14 protein-coding genes and 1 tRNA gene are annotated in these 18,394 nt (G+C 39.9%); 6 read left to right on the top strand and 9 right to left on the bottom strand.

Features of this window, described 5'->3' with window-relative positions; genetic code table 11:
• Window positions 1-4 precede the first annotated feature (4 nt).
• A complete protein-coding gene (gene glnE / locus HX129_RS13425) occupies window positions 5-2,755 on the bottom strand; it encodes a bifunctional [glutamate--ammonia ligase]-adenylyl-L-tyrosine phosphorylase/[glutamate--ammonia-ligase] adenylyltransferase (protein ID WP_174493302.1) in 2,751 nt (916 codons plus the stop codon).
• Between the two features lie 154 nt (window positions 2,756-2,909).
• Window positions 2,910-4,196, bottom strand: coding sequence for a sensor histidine kinase (locus HX129_RS13420; RefSeq protein WP_286434493.1), 1,287 nt, complete (start codon window positions 4,194-4,196; stop codon window positions 2,910-2,912).
• A 914-nt stretch (window positions 4,197-5,110) separates the two neighbouring features.
• Between HX129_RS13420 and HX129_RS13415 the strand changes: the two genes are divergently transcribed.
• A complete protein-coding gene (locus HX129_RS13415) occupies window positions 5,111-7,345 on the top strand; it encodes an NADP-dependent isocitrate dehydrogenase (protein WP_130074172.1) in 2,235 nt (744 codons plus the stop codon).
• Between the two features lie 77 nt (window positions 7,346-7,422).
• Here the strand turns inward: HX129_RS13415 and queA are convergent, their stop codons facing one another.
• Window positions 7,423-8,460, bottom strand: a complete 1,038-nt coding sequence (queA, locus tag HX129_RS13410) for a tRNA preQ1(34) S-adenosylmethionine ribosyltransferase-isomerase QueA (RefSeq protein WP_174493303.1) — start codon at window positions 8,458-8,460, stop codon at window positions 7,423-7,425.
• A gap of 172 nt (window positions 8,461-8,632) precedes the next feature.
• On the opposite strand from queA, the gene HX129_RS13405 reads away from it, so the two are divergent.
• The 5 genes from HX129_RS13405 (at window position 8,633) to secF (ending at window position 13,581) form a co-directional block, all read left to right on the top strand.
• Window positions 8,633-8,719 (top strand) — tRNA-Leu (locus HX129_RS13405).
• Window positions 8,720-9,048: 329 nt separating this feature from the next.
• A complete protein-coding gene (gene tgt, locus HX129_RS13400) occupies window positions 9,049-10,182 on the top strand; it encodes a tRNA guanosine(34) transglycosylase Tgt (RefSeq protein ID WP_286434490.1) in 1,134 nt (377 codons plus the stop codon).
• A gap of 126 nt (window positions 10,183-10,308) precedes the next feature.
• A complete protein-coding gene (gene yajC, locus HX129_RS13395; RefSeq protein WP_111858849.1) occupies window positions 10,309-10,638 on the top strand; it encodes a preprotein translocase subunit YajC in 330 nt (109 codons plus the stop codon).
• Between the two features lie 53 nt (window positions 10,639-10,691).
• Window positions 10,692-12,590, top strand: coding sequence for a protein translocase subunit SecD (gene secD / locus HX129_RS13390; RefSeq protein WP_130074126.1), 1,899 nt, complete (start codon window positions 10,692-10,694; stop codon window positions 12,588-12,590).
• Window positions 12,591-12,597: 7 nt separating this feature from the next.
• Complete coding sequence (gene secF, locus HX129_RS13385) at window positions 12,598-13,581, top strand: protein translocase subunit SecF (RefSeq protein ID WP_286434486.1); 984 nt, start codon at window positions 12,598-12,600, stop codon at window positions 13,579-13,581.
• A gap of 68 nt (window positions 13,582-13,649) precedes the next feature.
• Here secF and HX129_RS13380 read toward each other — a convergent pair whose 3' ends face one another.
• The 6 genes from HX129_RS13380 to HX129_RS13355 are packed head-to-tail and all read right to left on the bottom strand — an operon-like array spanning window position 13,650 to window position 18,388.
• On the bottom strand, window positions 13,650-14,315 hold the full coding sequence (locus tag HX129_RS13380; protein WP_174493305.1) for a 4'-phosphopantetheinyl transferase family protein: 666 nt from the start codon (window positions 14,313-14,315) through the stop codon (window positions 13,650-13,652).
• A 12-nt stretch (window positions 14,316-14,327) separates the two neighbouring features.
• On the bottom strand, window positions 14,328-14,762 hold the full coding sequence (locus HX129_RS13375; protein ID WP_286434484.1) for an excinuclease: 435 nt from the start codon (window positions 14,760-14,762) through the stop codon (window positions 14,328-14,330).
• A gap of 4 nt (window positions 14,763-14,766) precedes the next feature.
• Window positions 14,767-16,002, bottom strand: a complete 1,236-nt coding sequence (locus tag HX129_RS13370) for a beta-ketoacyl-ACP synthase (protein ID WP_286434482.1) — start codon at window positions 16,000-16,002, stop codon at window positions 14,767-14,769.
• Complete coding sequence (locus HX129_RS13365; RefSeq protein WP_286434480.1) at window positions 16,002-16,727, bottom strand: 3-ketoacyl-ACP reductase FabG2; 726 nt, start codon at window positions 16,725-16,727, stop codon at window positions 16,002-16,004. Before HX129_RS13365 ends, HX129_RS13370 begins: the two co-directional genes overlap by 1 nt.
• A 42-nt stretch (window positions 16,728-16,769) precedes the next feature.
• Window positions 16,770-17,192 carry a hotdog family protein gene (locus HX129_RS13360; protein ID WP_130074120.1) on the bottom strand — a complete coding sequence of 141 codons (423 nt, stop codon included), beginning with the start codon at window positions 17,190-17,192 and terminating at the stop codon, window positions 16,770-16,772.
• The gene (locus tag HX129_RS13355) at window positions 17,189-18,388 is read right to left on the bottom strand and encodes a beta-ketoacyl-[acyl-carrier-protein] synthase family protein (protein ID WP_286434477.1); all 1,200 of its coding nucleotides are present in this window, start codon (window positions 18,386-18,388) and stop codon (window positions 17,189-17,191) included. The genes HX129_RS13360 and HX129_RS13355 overlap by 4 nt, the downstream gene beginning before the upstream one ends.
• Between the last annotated feature and the right edge of the window lie 6 nt (window positions 18,389-18,394).

The raw sequence follows: 18,394 nt of genomic DNA, 5'->3' as shown, positions 1-18,394 counted from the left end.
ACTATTATTCACTTTCCAAAGCGAAAGTCGCTGTTGGATCAATTAATCTTTGCCATAACTTACAAACGACCTCTCGGGTATCGTGCCAATCAGCTGCGCTAACTTGCATATTATGATTTGCAAGTGCTAAGCGATGGCTCTCGGCGCGTTCACTAAGATAAGCTTGAATCAGTGCGGATACATCGTCGCTGGATAAGCAACCTGCCTTTGCGGCATCCTCAAGAATTCTAACATTGTCGGAATAATGGGCGAGATCAGGATTCGTCCCACTCCAGGCTAATACAACATACTGTGCCATAAATTCAATGTCAACGATACCACCTGCATCCTGTTTTAAATGAAAAATTCCATCTTTTTTCTGTTCTTTTGAAGAACCTAGATGATCTTTCATCTTTTGCCGCATTTTTAATACTTCTTGTCGAACTGTTTCTTCTTCTCTTGGCAAAGTCAGAATTCGACAACGTAGTTGCTCAAACTTGCTTCTTAAGATTGCTTCCCCTGCGATAGAACGTGCTCGTACAATGGCTTGATGCTCCCATAACCATGCATTCTTTAATTGATATTGTTCAAATGCTTTTAGACTGGTCACTAAAAGCCCAGCTTCACCTGATGGACGTAAGCGCGTATCCACCTCATAGACTCGACCATCGAGTGTTTGCGTGGTCATTAAAGACATAAATTTCTGTGCAACGCGCATAGCAAATTCAAAACCACTAATGATTTTCATGCCATCGGTATCGGCTTGCTCATCCATATAATGAATAAATACTAAATCTAAGTCCGAACCATAACCCAACTCAATTCCACCCAATTTACCATAGCCTGCAACAACAAAAGCCATGTGATCAAGTGAACAGCGCTGTCCTTCTGCATCTAATGGATAACCATGCCGTTTCGCCACAGTTTGATAAGCCAAATTTAAAGTCGCAATGACAGATACTTCAGCAATATCAGTCAGTGCATCTGAGACTTTCATGAGGGGGCTTTCAGCCAGTACATCACTTGCCGCAACCGTCAGAACATTCGATTTTTTGAATAAACGCAATACACGCATTTGATCTTCAACTTGATCAATCTCAATGCGTAATAACTGTTGGCGTAAAGAATCTTCCAAATCTTTGCGTTTTGGCAATTCAAAATCCATCGACAAAAATTCATCTAATAACACTGGATAATGAGTCAGCTCTTCACAGATCCAAGGGCTTACCGTTGCCATTTTAACTAAACGCTGCAATGCCCCTTTGCTTTCAATGAGCATGACTAAATAGACAGTACGGCGCATCACCGACTCGACCAAAGGCATCAAACGCATGAGCGCCACTTGCGGTTTATCTGATTGTAAAATCGCTTCAATCAAATGCGGCCAGAACTCTTTTAAGCGCTGTACTGCTTTGGCAGGAAGTTTTTTAATGGCATGTCCGTACCAAAATTCATGAATTAAATTTTTTGCATTTTCATCTAAGACATTTTCTAATTGTTGCTCAAGTTGACTAAAACTTTCCGCAGGTGAATCGTAGCCTTTTTCTTTAATTAGATGTTCAAATTGGTAAATGACTCTACTACGCTTTTCATTTAATACATCAAGAAACTGTTGCCAATCCTTAAAACTCAAAGTATCAACAATACGCTGTCTAAGTTCTGGCTCAGTTGGCAAAGATTGGGTTTGTTGATCATTCAATGCTTGAATAGCATGCTCAACACGACGTAGAAAAAGATAAGCATCCTCAAGATCTAGAACTGATTGTAAGTCTAGTAGTCCAACTTCACCCAAGTGTTTTAGGCTAACTAGGCATTGCCGATCTTGTAATTCTAATTTTGAACCTCCATAAATCAGTTGAAATACTTGAACAATGAATTCAACCTCGCGAATCCCTCCAGCACCTAGCTTAATATCATCAGCAATATTACGACGTGCAACTTCGCGCTCAATCATGGCTTTCATTTCACGCATCGCTTCAAAAGCCGTGTAATCCACGTACTTACGGAAAACAAAAGGTCGTGTCATTTCTAACAGCTCATCCCCCTCTTTTCCACCTGATACGATACGCGCTTTAATCCATGCATAACGCTCCCATTCACGTCCATGCTGACTGAGATATTTTTCTAATGCCACATGACTAATGGCAAGTGCGGAACCATCACCCCAAGGACGTAAACGCATATCAACACGAAATACAAAACCATCTGCGGTGATATGCTCAAGCAAATAAATCAGCTTTTGTCCCCAATGAATACAAAACTGTTGTACATCAACACACTTACGACCGTTGGTTTCACCCTGTTCATCAAAAGCAAAAATCAGGTCGATATCACTCGATAAATTCAGCTCTTGCGCACCCAATTTCCCCATTGCAATGACAATCAGATCTTGCACTTTGCCATTATAACCAATCGGTTCTCCATACTTGGCAATCAATGGAATTCTGGCAAAATCTTTAGCCGCATTAATACTTGCATCTGCAAAATCGGAAAGTTCACGTGTTAAAGTAACCACATTTGTAAGCTGATTAGCATCTTGCCAAATCCAACGAAACATTAAACGTGCACGTAAAATACGAATGGCTTTCATCCATTGCAATTCATCTGAAATTCCAACTAAGGTTTCATGCACATATTGTTGAATTTTTTCGGTTGAAAGCGAATACTGAAACTGATCAATAGCATAATCTTGTTCTAAAAAAGCCTGATGTAAACTTAATACTTGTTCTGCGTATTGACTGGCACGTAACGTTTTTTGCAATTGCTCAGCATTCATTTGGAAAGAGCCTATACTTTTTAATTCACCTTATCTTTATAACAGGTTATCACTGCCACGGGCAGATTTCAGAGGCAAATTTCCGGCATTTTTAGTCAAAATATTAGACATCACGAACGCTTTGCACTCTACTTAAATGCTGTTGATGAATGTTTTATACATTGTTTTTCTGACACGTTTTTTTATCGATTGATGCAGTCACTAAAGCTTGATGACTGTGCTTCGCTGTAGGCAATATCAAAGTAAAGACTGTCCCCTCTCCCATTTTAGAGCTCACTGAAATCACACCATGATTTAAATCAACAAAACGTTTACATAGAACCAAACCTAAACCTGTTCCTCGCTCACCAGATGTTCCTTTAAAGCTGGCATTGATTTCAGGCTCAAAAATGTTCTGCATTTGTTGTTCTGTCATTCCAATCCCTGTATCACGGATTGAAATTTCAATGCCTTCTAGACTTTCTTTTGCACTAAGAATGACTTTGCCTGAACCATCAACATGAGTAAATTTCAATGCATTCGAAACTAAGTTTTGAATAATCGAAGTCACCATATTGATATCAGCATATACTTTAAGATGCTCTGGCACCTCATCCACTAACTGAATATTTTTTTTGATAGCCAACATATTCAGCACATCATAAACAATCTTTGTAGATTGTTTTAAATTGAAGTTAATCGGGTGATAAACAAAGCGCCCACCTTCCGCCATTGCCCAATTCAGTAAATTCTCCAATAACGTATAAGTTGACATGGCAGTATCGTATAAATATTCAGCAATATTCTGAATACTTTCACGATCTAAGGTATCTTGCTCTTTCGCTAAAACCTCAGAAAAACCAATCAAGCCATGAAATGGTGCTCGTAAATCATGTGCAATGATTTGGAAAAATTTAGTTTTACTAAAATTGAGTGCACACTCTTGTTCATAAAGTTCTAAATAATTTTCCGACTCTGTTCTTTTTTCTAAAATCGTCACCAAACCAGAACTTAATTCATCTAATAAACTCATTTGTTCGACAGTAATATCTTCCTCAGCATCATCAAAAAAGATGACCTGACCAAATGATTCGCCTGTTTCACTATATTTAAAATTTAATCCCACTACACGTTGATGAGGTATATTTAAACCACGTAAATGTTGTGAAAATTCTTGATAATTATGATGTTTGGCAGTAATCATTAAATCTTGTTCAAAATAAGGCAGTAAACTTTTATTTTTTTCGATAACGAGCATTCGAAAATCGTACAATGACTCGGTATACCAGGCATAAGGTTCATCATGAAACGAAAAAATTGCTTTTTTTAAATTCAATATGCCACGTGCAACCCGCATATAACGCTCAATTTTATTATCCGAGCTATTTACACCCAACAATAAAGAGAGTTTACAAGCACTTAGCTTATCAGCCTTACTCATTTCTAAGAGTTCTAATGTCATGGCTGCCTCATGGGACGAGTAAAAGAATGTATGACCTAGTTTATTTACAAGATGTCACATTTTATAATATAACAACAATATGTCTAGAATAATACAACCTTCTATCGGTAATAATTCTAAACTCTACTTGATTTAAAAATGATTAAAAAATCAATTACATAAAAACATGATATATAAATTAAAATATAGTCCTATACTTCATTTGGATGTATTAAATTATATTTACCTACATTTGATGATTCTTTAAATCAGATTTATAAACCGAAAAATAGATATATATCCTTCATATAAATTATATTTTAATTTAAATACCATCAATCAAAAATAGATAAAATTAAATAATGTTAAAATTTTACTGATTTTCATTGATATATTTAGTTTCTATCTTATACAAATAATACAATGACCGTTTTCTATTCTAGCTCTATTTTGTTCGATGCTCATACGTCATTACTGTACACCTAATTAAGCATATTTAAACAAATTCTGTTATCATGTCACTAAGTTATAGATTTGCAAATATTGACAGGTTGTGTATTGTTTCGCCAGAACACACACGGTGTTCAATGTGTGAGTGTTTGTCGCGATATAAAAATAAGAAATACTGCGCTGTTACAATTCACTCTCATTCTACACCAAACTTATCCTACACGAGTTGTTCTGTGTTTTGTCGTATAGATCAAGAAACTGAAGGTATTTTCAGATTTACAACCCATGTGACAGATCTCGTCATGAAGCAGTCATACAAGCTCTAGTATCATTTTTTAGCGAAATGTCGTTATCACTAGATCTTACATTGACTGAAAGGAAATGAACATTGATACTTTCAATGTTTTTATTTAAGCAAATCGGTTCGTAGGGACTGAACCACAAGTTTAGTCCTCAAAAACATAATCCAAAGCAAGGGGCTATATATGGCTGGTGGAAAGTCAACTATCATTTACACATTGACCGACGAGGCGCCACTGTTAGCGACCTATTCTCTGCTACCGATCATTGAGACCTTTACTAAGCCCGCTGGCGTAGAGATCGTTAAAACCGACATCTCTGTTGCTGCACGTGTGCTTGCAGAATTTACAGACTATCTAAAAGATGAGCAAAAGGTTAACAATAACCTTGCTGAATTAGGTCGTCTTACTCAAGATCCTGATACCAATATCATTAAATTGCCAAATATCAGTGCATCTGTTGCTCAATTAACAGCATGTATTAAAGAGCTTCAATCGAAAGGTTTTGCGATTCCTGATTACCCAGAAAATCCAACAACTGATGAAGAGAAAGAAATTAAAGCACGTTATGGCAAATGCTTAGGTTCTGCTGTAAACCCAGTTTTACGTGAAGGTAACTCTGACCGCCGTGCACCTACTGCCGTAAAAAATTATGCAAAAAAACATCCACACTCTATGAGTGAATGGAAACAGTGGTCACAAACCCACGTTTCACATATGGATGAAGGTGACTTCTATCACGGTGAAAAGTCAATGACTTTAGACCGTGCACGTAATGTGAAAATGGAATTGATCACCAAGTCAGGTGAAACTATCGTTCTTAAGCCAAAAGTTGCGCTTCAAGACGGTGAAATCATCGACTCTATGTTCATGAGCAAAAAAGCACTTTGCGACTTCTATGAAAAAGAATTAGATGATTGTAAAGAAGCGGGCATTTTGTTCTCTTTACACGTGAAAGCAACCATGATGAAAGTTTCACACCCGATCGTATTCGGTCACTGTGTGAAAATTTATTATAAAGAAGCTTTTGAAAAACATGCCAAATTATTCGCGGAACTCGGTATTAACGTAAACAACGGTATGGCAGGTCTTTATGAAAAGATCGAAACCCTACCGACTTCTTTACGTGAAGAAATCATCGAAGATTTACATGCTTGTCAAGAACACCGCCCTGCTTTAGCAATGGTAGATTCTGCAAAAGGCATCACCAACTTCCATTCACCAAATGACGTGATTGTAGATGCTTCTATGCCTGCAATGATCCGTGGTGGCGGTAAAATGTGGGGTGCTGACGGTAAACAGTATGACTGTAAAGCCGTAATGCCTGAGTCTACATTTGCCCGTATTTACCAAGAAATGATCAACTTCTGTAAATGGAATGGTAATTTTGACCCACGTACGATGGGTACTGTGCCTAACGTTGGTTTGATGGCGCAAAAAGCTGAAGAATACGGTTCACACGACAAAACATTTGAAATTACTGAAGCGGGTGTAGCGAACATTACTGACCTTGAAACAGGTGAAGTATTGATGTCGCAAAACGTTGAAGAAGGCGATATCTGGCGTATGTGTCAGGTGAAAGACGCACCGATCCGTGACTGGGTAAAACTTGCAGTAACGCGTGCGCGTAACTCTGGCATGCCTGCAATCTTCTGGCTTGACCCGTACCGTCCACATGAAAATGAATTGATCAAGAAAGTTCAAACTTACTTGAAAGATCATGACACTGCTGGCTTAGACATTCAAATCATGTCTCAAGTACGTGCAATGCGTTATACACTTGAACGTGTAGCGCGCGGTCTAGATACAATTTCTGTAACAGGTAACATTTTACGTGACTATCTCACAGACTTGTTCCCAATCATGGAATTAGGTACTTCTGCGAAAATGCTTTCTATCGTTCCGTTAATGGCGGGCGGTGGTATGTACGAAACTGGTGCAGGCGGTTCTGCGCCTAAACACGTACAACAACTTGTTGAAGAAAACCACTTACGTTGGGATTCTTTAGGTGAGTTCTTAGCACTTGCTGTTTCTTTAGAAGAAATGGGCATTAAAGAAGATAACGCGAAAGCAAAACTTCTTGCGAAGACTTTAGACCAAGCAACAGGTAAACTGCTCGACAACGATAAATCTCCATCACGCCGTACAGGTGAGTTGGATAACCGTGGTAGCCATTTCTATCTTGCTAAATTCTGGGCTGAAGCTTTGGCTGCACAAGATGAAGATGCTGAGCTTAAAGCGAAGTTTGCACCACTTGCTAAAACACTTGCTGACAACGAAGAAAAAATCGTTGCTGAACTTGCTGCAGTGCAAGGTAAAGCTGCTGATATCGGTGGTTACTATGCAGTAGATACAGCAAAAGTTGATGCAGTAATGCGTCCAAGTGCAACTTTAAATGCAGCACTTGAAGCAGTACAATAAGTGATCTAGCACAAATTTATTTGTGTGATAAAAAACCGATGCCAAGGCATCGGTTTTTTTATTTATAAATGCAAAACTTATACAGATGATTTTTCAATCAACATCGCATCACCATAACTAAAGAAACGATATTTGCTTGCCACTGCATGTTGATATGCATTCAAAATATTTTCTTTACTTGATAATGCCGAAACCAACATCAGTAAGGTTGATTCAGGTAAATGGAAGTTCGTAATTAAACGATCTACGACACAGAACTGATAACCTGGATAAATAAAAATCTGTGTATCCCCTGTCCAAGCACCAATTTTCCCACCACAAGCTTGTGCAGCACTTTCGACTGCACGTGTTGCCGTTGTACCAATGGCAATCACTTTATTACCACGAGCTTGCGTATCTTGAATCATTTTTGCAGCAGATTCTGATACTTCACACCATTCACTATGCATAATGTGATTTTCAATATCTGTGGTACGTACTGGCAAGAAAGTGCCTGCACCAACGTGTAAAGTGACAAAAGTTTTATTGACACCTTTTTGGGCTAATTTGGCTAGAAGGTCTTCATCGAAATGCAAACTTGCTGTTGGCGCTGCAACAGATGCTAACTTAGTCGGGTCATTAAAAACTGTTTGATAGCGTTCAGTGTCAATCGCTTCAGCTTCACGATTAAAATATGGTGGAATCGGTAGCTGACCATAAACCTCTAAAACTTGTAAAATAGGTTGTGAAAACTCCACGACAAATAAATTTTCATGTCGACCAGTGACAGTCACTTTGACTCCATCTTCACCAATAAATAATTCAGCGCCTGCTTTGGGAGAATTACTGGCTTTGATATGACAATGGGCAATGGTTTGGTCAAAAATACGTTCAACGAGAACCTCGACTGCACCACCTGTTGCACGCTTACCTTTAAGGCGAGCTTTCATCACTTTGGTATCATTTAACACCATTAAGTCACCTTCTTCGAACAAATCTAAAATATCGGTGAAATGATGGTCTTGGTATGACCCATCTGCATTGAGATGCAGTAAACGTGATGCACTACGTGTGTCCAAAGGATAGCGAGCAATAAGCTCATCGGGGAGGTCAAAGTTAAAATCAGAAAGTTGCATAAAACGAAAATTTAGGAAATAAAACTCGACTTAGTATAGTCTTTTTTATACTTTATCGCAGAAATTGCTGCTTTTTAATCCAAAAAAATCACATCTGAATTAAAAATAAACAAATATGAAATATCTTGATTGACAATGATCTGAAAAACGCTATTATAGCCACACAACCTCTCCCGAGGTGGTGAAATTGGTAGACGCGGTGGACTCAAAATCCACTGTCAGCGATGACGTGTCGGTTCGAGTCCGACCCTCGGGACCATATATATGAAAAGCCTCTAAGCGCATTAAGACTTAGGGGCTTTTTTATTATCTAAATCAATAGAATAATGCATAATTTTAATTTTTTCCTAAAATGTTCTTCCCTCTCAAAGTCATCATCACAAAGGGAAATAAGTACCCAAATCGATACCCAATTCTAATTTAGATTCAGTAAAAACTGCTGTGTTAAAGCGTTCAAACAAAGCTTTCATTTTCAATTCATATTTAGTCTTTATCATGACTAGCAATTCACCATAAAAACATGGGAAAATAGTCAACTTTTGCAGCAATCAATCAGCGAACTGTTTTTTCGCCAGATTTAGGTCATTTATGAAGTTTGAAAAATTAGGTCAGTCGGGACGTGCCCGTCGTGGTCGTTTAACCTTAGAACATGGCGTTGTAGAAACGCCTGTGTTCATGCCAGTCGGCACTTATGGCACGGTCAAAGGCATGTTGCCGCGTGATATTGAAGATATTCAAGCTCAAATTATTTTGGGTAATACTTTTCATCTTTACTTGCGTCCTGGTTTAGATGTCATTCGTGAACACGGTGGTTTGCATGAGTTTATGAAGTGGGGAAAACCAATTCTCACTGACTCAGGTGGTTTCCAAGTCTTCAGCTTAGGCGCAATGCGTAAAATCAAAGAGGAAGGTGTTACTTTCCGCTCACCTATTGATGGCTCAAAAGTCTTTTTATCACCTGAAATTTCAATGGATATTCAGCATACATTGAACTCAGATATCGTGATGATTTTTGACGAATGTACGCCTTATCCTGCAACGCATGAAGAAGCACAAAAATCATTACAGCTTTCATTACGTTGGGCGAAACGTTGTAAAACTCAGCACCATGATGTATTAAAAAATAAAAATGCATTATTTGGCATTATTCAAGGTGGCATGTACGAAGACCTGCGTGAAGAATCACTCAATGGTCTAAAAGAAATTGATTTTGATGGTTTTGCCATTGGCGGTTTATCTGTAGGTGAACCTAAAGAAGAAATGATTAAAGTTTTGGATCATTTGCCTGCAAAAATGCCAGAAGATAAGCCACGTTACTTGATGGGTGTTGGGAAACCTGAGGACATTGTTGAAGCGATTCGTCGTGGTGTAGACATGTTTGACTGTGTCATGCCAACCCGTAATGCGCGTAATGGGCATTATTTCGTGACTGATGGTTTGGTGCGTATTCGCAATGCTAAATATCGTCATGATCAAAGTCCGCTTGATCCACATTGTGATTGTTATACTTGTACAAATTTTACCCGCGCCTATTTATTCCATTTAGAAAAATGTGGCGAAATGTTGGGTTCAATGCTCGGTACGATTCACAACTTACGTTATTACCAACGTTTTACTCAAGATATTCGTGATGCTTTAGACAATGGTACCTTTGATGAATTTGTCGCTGATTTCTATCAACGCCGTGGCTTAGAAGTTCCACCTTGCCCAGTCGATGAATAATCCTAAGGATGGCGTATTTTTCATTCATCAGGATTTGCGCTGAGCTACAAGACCATGTAAATTGCAGAACAAGTCAATTTAAATGTCATGTTTTTGACACCCGTTATTTAACTTTAGGAAACTAAAATGAGTTTATTTATTTCTGCTGCTCATGCAGCCGATGCACCTGCACAAGGTCCAAGCATGATGGCTAACTTATTGATGATTGCTGTTTTTGTTGCAATCTTCTATTTCCTTATTTGGCGTCCTCAAGCAAAACGTGCTAAAGAACACCGTGCACTGATTGAAAGCTTAGGCGTTGGCAGTGAAGTGGTTTTTGCAGGTGGCTTAATGGGTCGTGTGACAAAAATTGACGGTGACTTTGCAGTAATTGAACTCAACCGTGGTAATGAAGTAAAAATACAACGTGCAAGTGTTATTTCAGTACTCCCTGAAGGCACATTAAATAACCTTTAATCAAAAAGTAGTCGTGCTTCTTGCACGACTTTTTAATTTTAAGAAGAAAGCGAATGCGTTACCCTGCATGGAAATATTTACTGATCCTCGTTGTTCTTGTGGTCAGTACATTATATGCCCTGCCAAGTTTGTATCCTGATGAACCTGCTGTTCAGATCTCTGGTGCCAAAGCTGGTACGCAGATTGATCAGTCTGTCATACAAAAAGCAGAGCAAATATTAAAGAGTGACAATATTGCCACTCATGACAATACCTTTACCAACAATGCAGCATTGTTGCGTGTAAGTTCATCTGATGCTCAGCTCAAAGCCCAAGAAGCTTTGCGTAAAGGTTTAGGTGAAGAGTATGTTGTTGCGCTCAACCTTGCGCCAACCACGCCAGAGTGGCTACAGAAAATTGGTGCAAAACCAATGAAACTGGGTCTCGACTTACGTGGTGGTGTTCATTTCCTACTTGAAGTAGATATGGACAAAGCAATTGCACAACGCATGGAAACTTCGGCAACTGATCTACGTCGTGATTTGCGCGAACAAAAAATCAAATTCAACAGCTTAACGTTGAATAACAACACGATTACCTTATTATTTGCAAATAATGATGATCGCGCTGCTGCGATGGATTTTTTACGTCGTGATGGTAATAAGTATGACCAGCAAGCGCTTGCAACTGAGACAGGCTCTACTCTGAAACTCACTTATAATGATACGACTAAACAAGAAATCCAATCTTATGCTTTAGATCAAAACTTAACGACTTTACGTAACCGTATTAATGAGTTAGGTGTGGCTGAAGCTTTGGTACAAAGTCAAGGTAGCAACCGTATCGTGGTTGAATTACCAGGTGTTCAAGATACTGCTGAAGCAAAACGTGTATTGGGCCGTACAGCGAACTTAGAATTCCGCTTAGTGTCCGATTTGAATGATCAATATGTCATTCCTAATGGTCAGTCTAATGGTCAACCAATTCCACCGGGTACCGAGTTATTTGCTTACGAGTCATTAGACAGTGGCAAACAGCTATTGTTAAACCGTAACCGTATCTTAACAGGTGAACGTGTTCAAAATGCATCAAGTGGGTTTAGTCAAGATACTGGCGGTGCTGAAGTCAACATTACCTTAGACAATGCTGGCGGTAAGCTCATGGCAGATGCAACACGTAATGCTGTTGGGAAACGCATGGCAGTATTGTTTATTGAAAATAAACAAAAAATTGAATTCATTACAGACCCAACAACAGGTGTACAAACTGAAGTACGTACACCATATACAGAATCTGTGGTCATCAATGCAGCAACGATTCAAGCTGTGCTAGGTGCTCAATTCCGTATCACTGGCTTAGACTCGCCACAAGAAGCGGCTGAACTTGCATTGATGTTACGTGCAGGTGCACTTGCTGCGCCAATGTATTTCGTTGAAGAACGTGTCGTGGGTCCAAGTCTTGGTCAAGAAAATATTGATAAAGGTGTACTTTCGACCCAAGTCGGCTTCATCCTTGTTGCAATTTGGATGGTGGTATTCTTCCGTGTGTTTGGTGTGATTGCTGACTTAGCGTTAATGATTAACCTCGCCATGCTACTGACCATCATGTCATGGATTGGTGCTTCTCTTACTTTACCGGGTATTGCAGGTATCGTCATCACCATTGGTATGGCTGTTGATGCCAACGTACTGATCTGTGAGCGAATACGGGAAGAAATGCGTTGGGGTGCCTCCCCTAAACAGGCCATTGTGGCGGGTTATGATCGTGCTTATAACACCATCTTCGACTCGAACTTAACCACCTTTTTGGTTGCATTTATCTTATTTGCGATTGGCACAGGCCCGATTAAAGGCTTCGCTGTTACTTTGATGATCGGTATTGTTTGCTCAATGTTTACTGCGATTACAGTGACTCGCGCTATCGTACAGATCATTTATGGTAAAAAACGCAACTTGAAAAAGTTGAGCATATAGGAGATCGATGATGACTGATGTGACTCAACCTCAAGAGCAAAAAACCAAAAAGTATGGTCGCCCTGATGATGAAAAAATCATCAACTTTATGAAGATTGCGAAACCAGCGGCAATCCTTTCGATCATCCTCACGATTGGTAGTATTTTCTTTATTGTCACCAAGGGGCTAAATTTAGGTTTAGACTTTACTGGCGGGGTTTCTGCTGAACTCAACTATCAACATGAAGCAAAACCTGCTGACGTGATTAGTACTTTAGATAAAGCAGGCTTTAAAGATGCGGTAGTGCAAACCTTAGGGTCAAACAAAGATTTAATTGTACGTATGCCAGTACAAGATATTAATGTTGAAGACTTAAATAACGCACTGACTAAGGCTGTACAACTGCCTGGTAACGCAGCAAATGTCCATAAAGTGGACTCTGTCGGCGGTCAAGTCGGTAATGAGCTTTATATCCGCTCTGCGGGTGCTGTTGCGCTTGCAATGCTGCTCATGCTTGTCTATGTCACTATTCGCTTTGAGTTTAAACTCGCACTGGGTGCAGTGTTATCTTTGCTCCATGACGTTATTGTAACTGTGGGTATTTTTGCCATGATGCAATGGCCATTTGACTTAACAGTTCTCGCTGCGATTCTTGCCTTAATCGGCTTCTCACTCAACGATAATATTGTAGTTTCAGACCGTATCCGTGAAAATTTCCGTAAGATTCGCGGTGCAAGTCCACTTGAAGTCGTGAACTCAGCATTGACTGAAACACTACGTCGTACTATTCACACCTCGATGACACTTTTGCTTGTGGTTATGGCCATGATGTTCTTAGGTGGTGATGGTTTACATTGGTTCTCTGTTGCTATGTTCATTGGGGTATTTGTCGGTACTTATTCTTCAATCTATATTGGTACAGCCTTCGCTTTATGGCGTGGTCTCAACCGTCAAGACTTCATTGTTCAGGTTAAACCTGAGTTTGAAGATGAAGAACAAATTCCACATTAAGACACTATTTTAAAAATAGCCCATCTTCGGATGGGCTTTTTTATTTCTGCATTTTAAACAAGCAAAAATTAATGTTGAATCATCTTAATTTGAGGAAAGGCGAAGCCCTTGCATGAGTGTTCTGAACGCCATGCAATTGTGAGCATACAATTTGGCAAACGATAATTTTGATAGGCAAATACCCCAATCAGAGGATGAGTACATATTCCCCCATGATCAAAAGGGTGTACTTGGGTATTTAAAGTATTCAAACTCAAACGAATACCTAAACCTGAGGCTTTTAACACCGCCTCTTTGGTTGTCCATACCTTAAACCAATATTCTGAGTCAAATTCTACATCTTGCCATGTTTGATATTCTTGAGGATGAAAAGCATGCTTTGCCAATGCTTCAAAACGCACCTTTCGATCTAGATCTTCAACATCAACACCAATGTCTGCCATATTTTGAGACATAATCAAAGCATAGTGCTGCTGGCTATGAGAATGGTTAAATGCAATTTTTTCAAGATGTGCTAAATAAGGCTTACCAAATTCGTTGCGCAGAATATCTGCTTCTGAAATATGGTGCTGTAAAAATACAGACAGGTAATGATTACGCTGCTGATAAATTATGTTTTTTTTATATTGATGATATTCAGGTAAATTTTTAAAATCTGATTTGACTAAATGAATAAATTGAGCCAATGGTTGAACATGGACTTGAATCGTTCTGTTTTTCACTGGCTCAATCATACTCACTTCACATTAAAATTTAGCAATGTCACCTTTCAAAGCAACACCAGCAACGGCTGTACCTTTTGCACAATCATATGTTGTTGTACTACGTGTTTCATTGGATTTATAAAAACTCACGAGATTAGTGACTGCATTTGCACCACGAGATTTTGCCGTATTTTGAAATTGAATCAAGGCTGAACGCAATACATGGTCACAAGCATTTTCTGCTGTTTTACCAAATCCATTGGTCTTTTTATTGGTGACCAAACCTTTTTGAAGTACCTGCCCACCCGACTTGGTACCTGCCAAATAAAATTTTACAGAACCATCTAATACGCCATCAGCAACAGCGCGGTCAACAGCTTCTTGGAAATTAAATTGATGGATTGAATCTGCTGCTTGTACAGAAGCAATGCCACTTACGCCTAACGCTAAAGCGATTAAGATATTTTTAATAGACATGTCGTTACCCTTGTTTATGATCTATTTTTTTGAAAATAATGGACGTATTAATACCTCCAAAAGCGAAATTATTACTCATCAATATTTCGGCATTTATTGTTCGAGCTTTCCCCACAATATAATCTAAATCGCCACAAAGTGGATCAATATTTTCTAAATTTAATGTCGGAATAAATTGCTGTCTTTGCATCATTTCTAGGCTCAGCCATGCTTCAATTGCACCACAAGCCCCCAATGTATGCCCAAAATAACTTTTCAGCGAACTGATCGGTTTACGCCCTAGCACCCGTGCGGTTGCCTGTGTTTCAGCAATATCCCCCTGATCTGTTGACGTGCCATGAGCGTTAACATAATCAATCTGATCAGCATTAATGTTGGCGTCCTTCAATGCCAATTGCATACAACGTCCCATCATCTCTGAGTCAGGACGGGTCACATGCTGACCATCGGTATTGCTACCATAACCGATAATTTCCGCATACATTGTGGCACCACGTGCTTTGGCATGTTCATATTCTTCTAAGATTAAACACCCCGCACCCTCACCGACCACTAAACCATCTCGGTTTTGGTCAAAGGGACGAGGTGATCTCTCAGGTTGTTCATTCATACCACTGGTCGCCAATAACACATCAAAAACGGCACAGCCTGCCGCACTCAGTTCTTCTGCACCACCTGCAAGCATCACAGTTTGCTTACCATACTTAATGGCTTCATAGGCTTGACCGATTGCCATTGAGCCTGAAGTACAGGCACTTGATGTTGGCAATGTCAGTCCTTTTAAACCGAAGTACACGGTCATATTGACTGCACTGGTATGTGACATCATGCGGATATAAGTGGTTGCATTCATTTTATTCATATTATTTTGCAATAACATAGAACCAAACTCAGCGACTGCATCGACACTGCCCGCAGATGAACCAAATGCCACACCTGTTTCACCGTTTTGTAAAATCGGATCATTCAGCAAATTAGCATCGATCAAAGCTTTTTCTGCACAGATCACAGACATTAAAGCCACACGCCCCATGCCACGTGTCACCTTACGGTTAAAGTGCTTTGGCGTTTCAAAAGACTCCACAGGTCCTGCAATCTTACAGCGTAAATCGGTAAATATTTCCCATTCAGGCATGTAGCGAATACCACTTTTTGCCGCAGCAAACTGTTCAAAAATAGAGTCTGCTGTCTCACCTAATGAGGTAATACCTGCCATTCCTGTCACCACGACACGCTTCATTAGATCAAGCCTCCGTTGACTGAAATGACTTGTCGGGTGATATAACTGGCATCATCACTGCACAGAAATTTCACCACTTTTGCCACTTCATCGACTTGCCCGATGCGCTGCATTGGAATCATTTTCAAGGCATGTTCCTGTACATCTTCACTGACCATTTCTGTTTCAATCAGACCAGGTGCAACGCAGTTAACCGTAATTTTACGTTTTGCCAATTCCAATGCTAAGGCTTTGGTGGCACCAATCAGTCCTGCTTTGGCAGCACTATAGTTCACCTGTCCACGGTTGCCCATCACGCCCGACACCGAAGACATCGTGACAATACGCCCGCCTTTTTTCAGACGAATCATCGGCATCACCAAGGGTTTTAAAACATTGTAAAAACCGTCCAATGAGGTGGAAATCACCTCATCCCAATCATGGTCAGTCAATGCTGGAAATGCCGCGTCATGGGTTAAACCTGCATTCAGCACCACACCATAAAATGCACCATGTTCAGCCATGTCTTTTTCTAATATTTGCTGTACTTGCACTCGTTCAGTCACATCAAATAACAGCGCATGACTTTGTCGTCCCATGGCTTGAATTTCAGTAACCACTTGCTCTGCTTCCACTTTTCGAGAACGTGCATGTACTGTGACATCAAAACCCGCTTGCGCCAATTGTAATGCAATCGCTTTTCCAATACCTCGGCTTGACCCCGTTACTAAAATTCTTCTTGTCACACGCTTATCCTAATATTTTCTCATCTTTTCAACTGACGAATGTTATTCAGGTTCATACACACTTAACATGGCATTGATTGTATGTTCTTGATACTGAATTTCACAGGCAAATTGTCCCAATCCTTCATGCAGATACTGACGCTCAGCACGAATGGTCACAACTTCACCCATGGCAAAATATGCAACAGGTAAATGCAACTTTCTTGTGCCCAAAAGAAAACCTATTTTGGGCCTTTGCCCCACTTTTTGACTTTGCGCTCCAGCATATAAACTCACCGTTTGTGCCATCAACTCAATGCTTGACCACGTTGGTAATCCTGCTGCTTCACAAAACATTAATGCAGGTTGAATAGTGAGTGTCGCCTCTGCAAAGTTTTCGCCAACCTCAACCAAATCATCCACGAAAACCATTGGCTTTTCATGAGGTATAAAATCAACAGCAGCTAATTTTTTTGAAGCATTCATGGCAATGTGGTTCCAAAAATTAAACTAATGTTGCTACCGCCAAAAGCAAATGAGTTCGACATGACATAGCTGATTTTTTGTGTCAATTGTGCATCTTCAACAAAATTGTGCATATCCAATTCAGCATCGAATCGTGTATTTTGATGTAAAGGCAACCATGTTTGATCCTGTAGAACCTGTGTGCAAATCATGGCTTCGATTGCCCCTGCTGCCCCAAGGCAATGCCCTGTTTTATGTTTGGTACTACTTAAAGGCACTGCATAATCCTGAAAGACTTGCTGAACGGCTTTAATTTCCATTGCATCATTTTGCAGCGTTGCTGTGCCATGCAAATTTAAATAACCAATATCTTGTGCTTTTAGCTGTGCTAAATCCAAAGCAGCTTGCATGGCTTTGGCTGCGCCTTGCCCTTCAGGATGTGGTGCTGAAATATGCCACGCATCCATCGACTCACCTGCAGATATCAACATGGTTGGAGCTGTTTGCTTTGATAGTAAAAATAAAGCAGCTGCTTCACCAATATTGATGCCATCACGTTGTTGCCCACAAGGCTGACAAATCCCTTGAGATAAACTTTCCAAACTATTAAAACCATTTAAAGTGAGCTTACATAAAGTATCAACACCACCGACCAGCACAGCATCTGAAAGCCCAGCATTGATCAAGCGTTGCCCCGCAGCCAATGCTTTAGCACTCGAAGAACATGCTGTTGAAATGGTATATGCGAGACCTTCCCAAGCCAAATATTGCTGTAAAGCTTTGGCTAAACTGTCCATTTCCTGTTTTTTTTGCAAGACTTGAACGGTTTGATCACCTTGGAAATAACGTCGTAACTCAGGTTCATTATCTGCAATCCCTGAGGTCGATGTCCCGATAATAATCGCCAAACGTTTAGGGTCAAATTGGGCTGTATAAGTCCGTAGCTCAGCTTCAATACGTTGTAGTGCAGTCAAAGCAAAACGTAAATTTCGAGTTTCAACCGCTTTTAAGGCATCAGGCACAGTCTCAATTAAATCAACGGAACAGGCACCGACCCAAACCTTTTTTTCTACAATAAAGTCTGATCTTAAGCTCAAGGTCTGATCCGTTTGGGTTAATGCTTGTCGCATCTGTACTGCATCTGCACCCAAAGCAGACAAGCCCACACTGAGTTGAATGCCAACGGCTGGATTTTGCGTATCAATCTGTTTAGACATTCAATA

It is taken from the genome of Acinetobacter sp. 251-1, from assembly GCF_030329305.1.
Lineage (GTDB): Bacteria > Pseudomonadota > Gammaproteobacteria > Pseudomonadales > Moraxellaceae > Acinetobacter > Acinetobacter piscicola_A.
Note: the sequence above shows the minus strand (reverse complement) of the source record. Positions and strands in the feature narration are given on the sequence as shown.

Bases quoted from the DNA above. Each gene is read 5' to 3' on its own strand.
- glnE (WP_174493302.1), bottom strand. From the start codon at position 2,755: ATGAATGCTGAGCAATTGCAAAAAACGTTACGTGCCAGTCAATACGCA.
- HX129_RS13420 (WP_286434493.1), bottom strand. From the start codon at position 4,196: ATGACATTAGAACTCTTAGAAATGAGTAAGGCTGATAAGCTAAGTGCT.
- HX129_RS13415 (WP_130074172.1), top strand. From the start codon at position 5,111: ATGGCTGGTGGAAAGTCAACTATCATTTACACATTGACCGACGAGGCG.
- queA (WP_174493303.1), bottom strand. From the start codon at position 8,460: ATGCAACTTTCTGATTTTAACTTTGACCTCCCCGATGAGCTTATTGCT.
- tgt (WP_286434490.1), top strand. From the start codon at position 9,049: ATGAAGTTTGAAAAATTAGGTCAGTCGGGACGTGCCCGTCGTGGTCGT.
- yajC (WP_111858849.1), top strand. From the start codon at position 10,309: ATGAGTTTATTTATTTCTGCTGCTCATGCAGCCGATGCACCTGCACAA.
- secD (WP_130074126.1), top strand. From the start codon at position 10,692: ATGCGTTACCCTGCATGGAAATATTTACTGATCCTCGTTGTTCTTGTG.
- secF (WP_286434486.1), top strand. From the start codon at position 12,598: ATGATGACTGATGTGACTCAACCTCAAGAGCAAAAAACCAAAAAGTAT.
- HX129_RS13380 (WP_174493305.1), bottom strand. From the start codon at position 14,315: ATGATTGAGCCAGTGAAAAACAGAACGATTCAAGTCCATGTTCAACCA.
- HX129_RS13375 (WP_286434484.1), bottom strand. From the start codon at position 14,762: ATGTCTATTAAAAATATCTTAATCGCTTTAGCGTTAGGCGTAAGTGGC.
- HX129_RS13370 (WP_286434482.1), bottom strand. From the start codon at position 16,002: ATGAAGCGTGTCGTGGTGACAGGAATGGCAGGTATTACCTCATTAGGT.
- HX129_RS13360 (WP_130074120.1), bottom strand. From the start codon at position 17,192: ATGAATGCTTCAAAAAAATTAGCTGCTGTTGATTTTATACCTCATGAA.
- HX129_RS13355 (WP_286434477.1), bottom strand. From the start codon at position 18,388: ATGTCTAAACAGATTGATACGCAAAATCCAGCCGTTGGCATTCAACTC.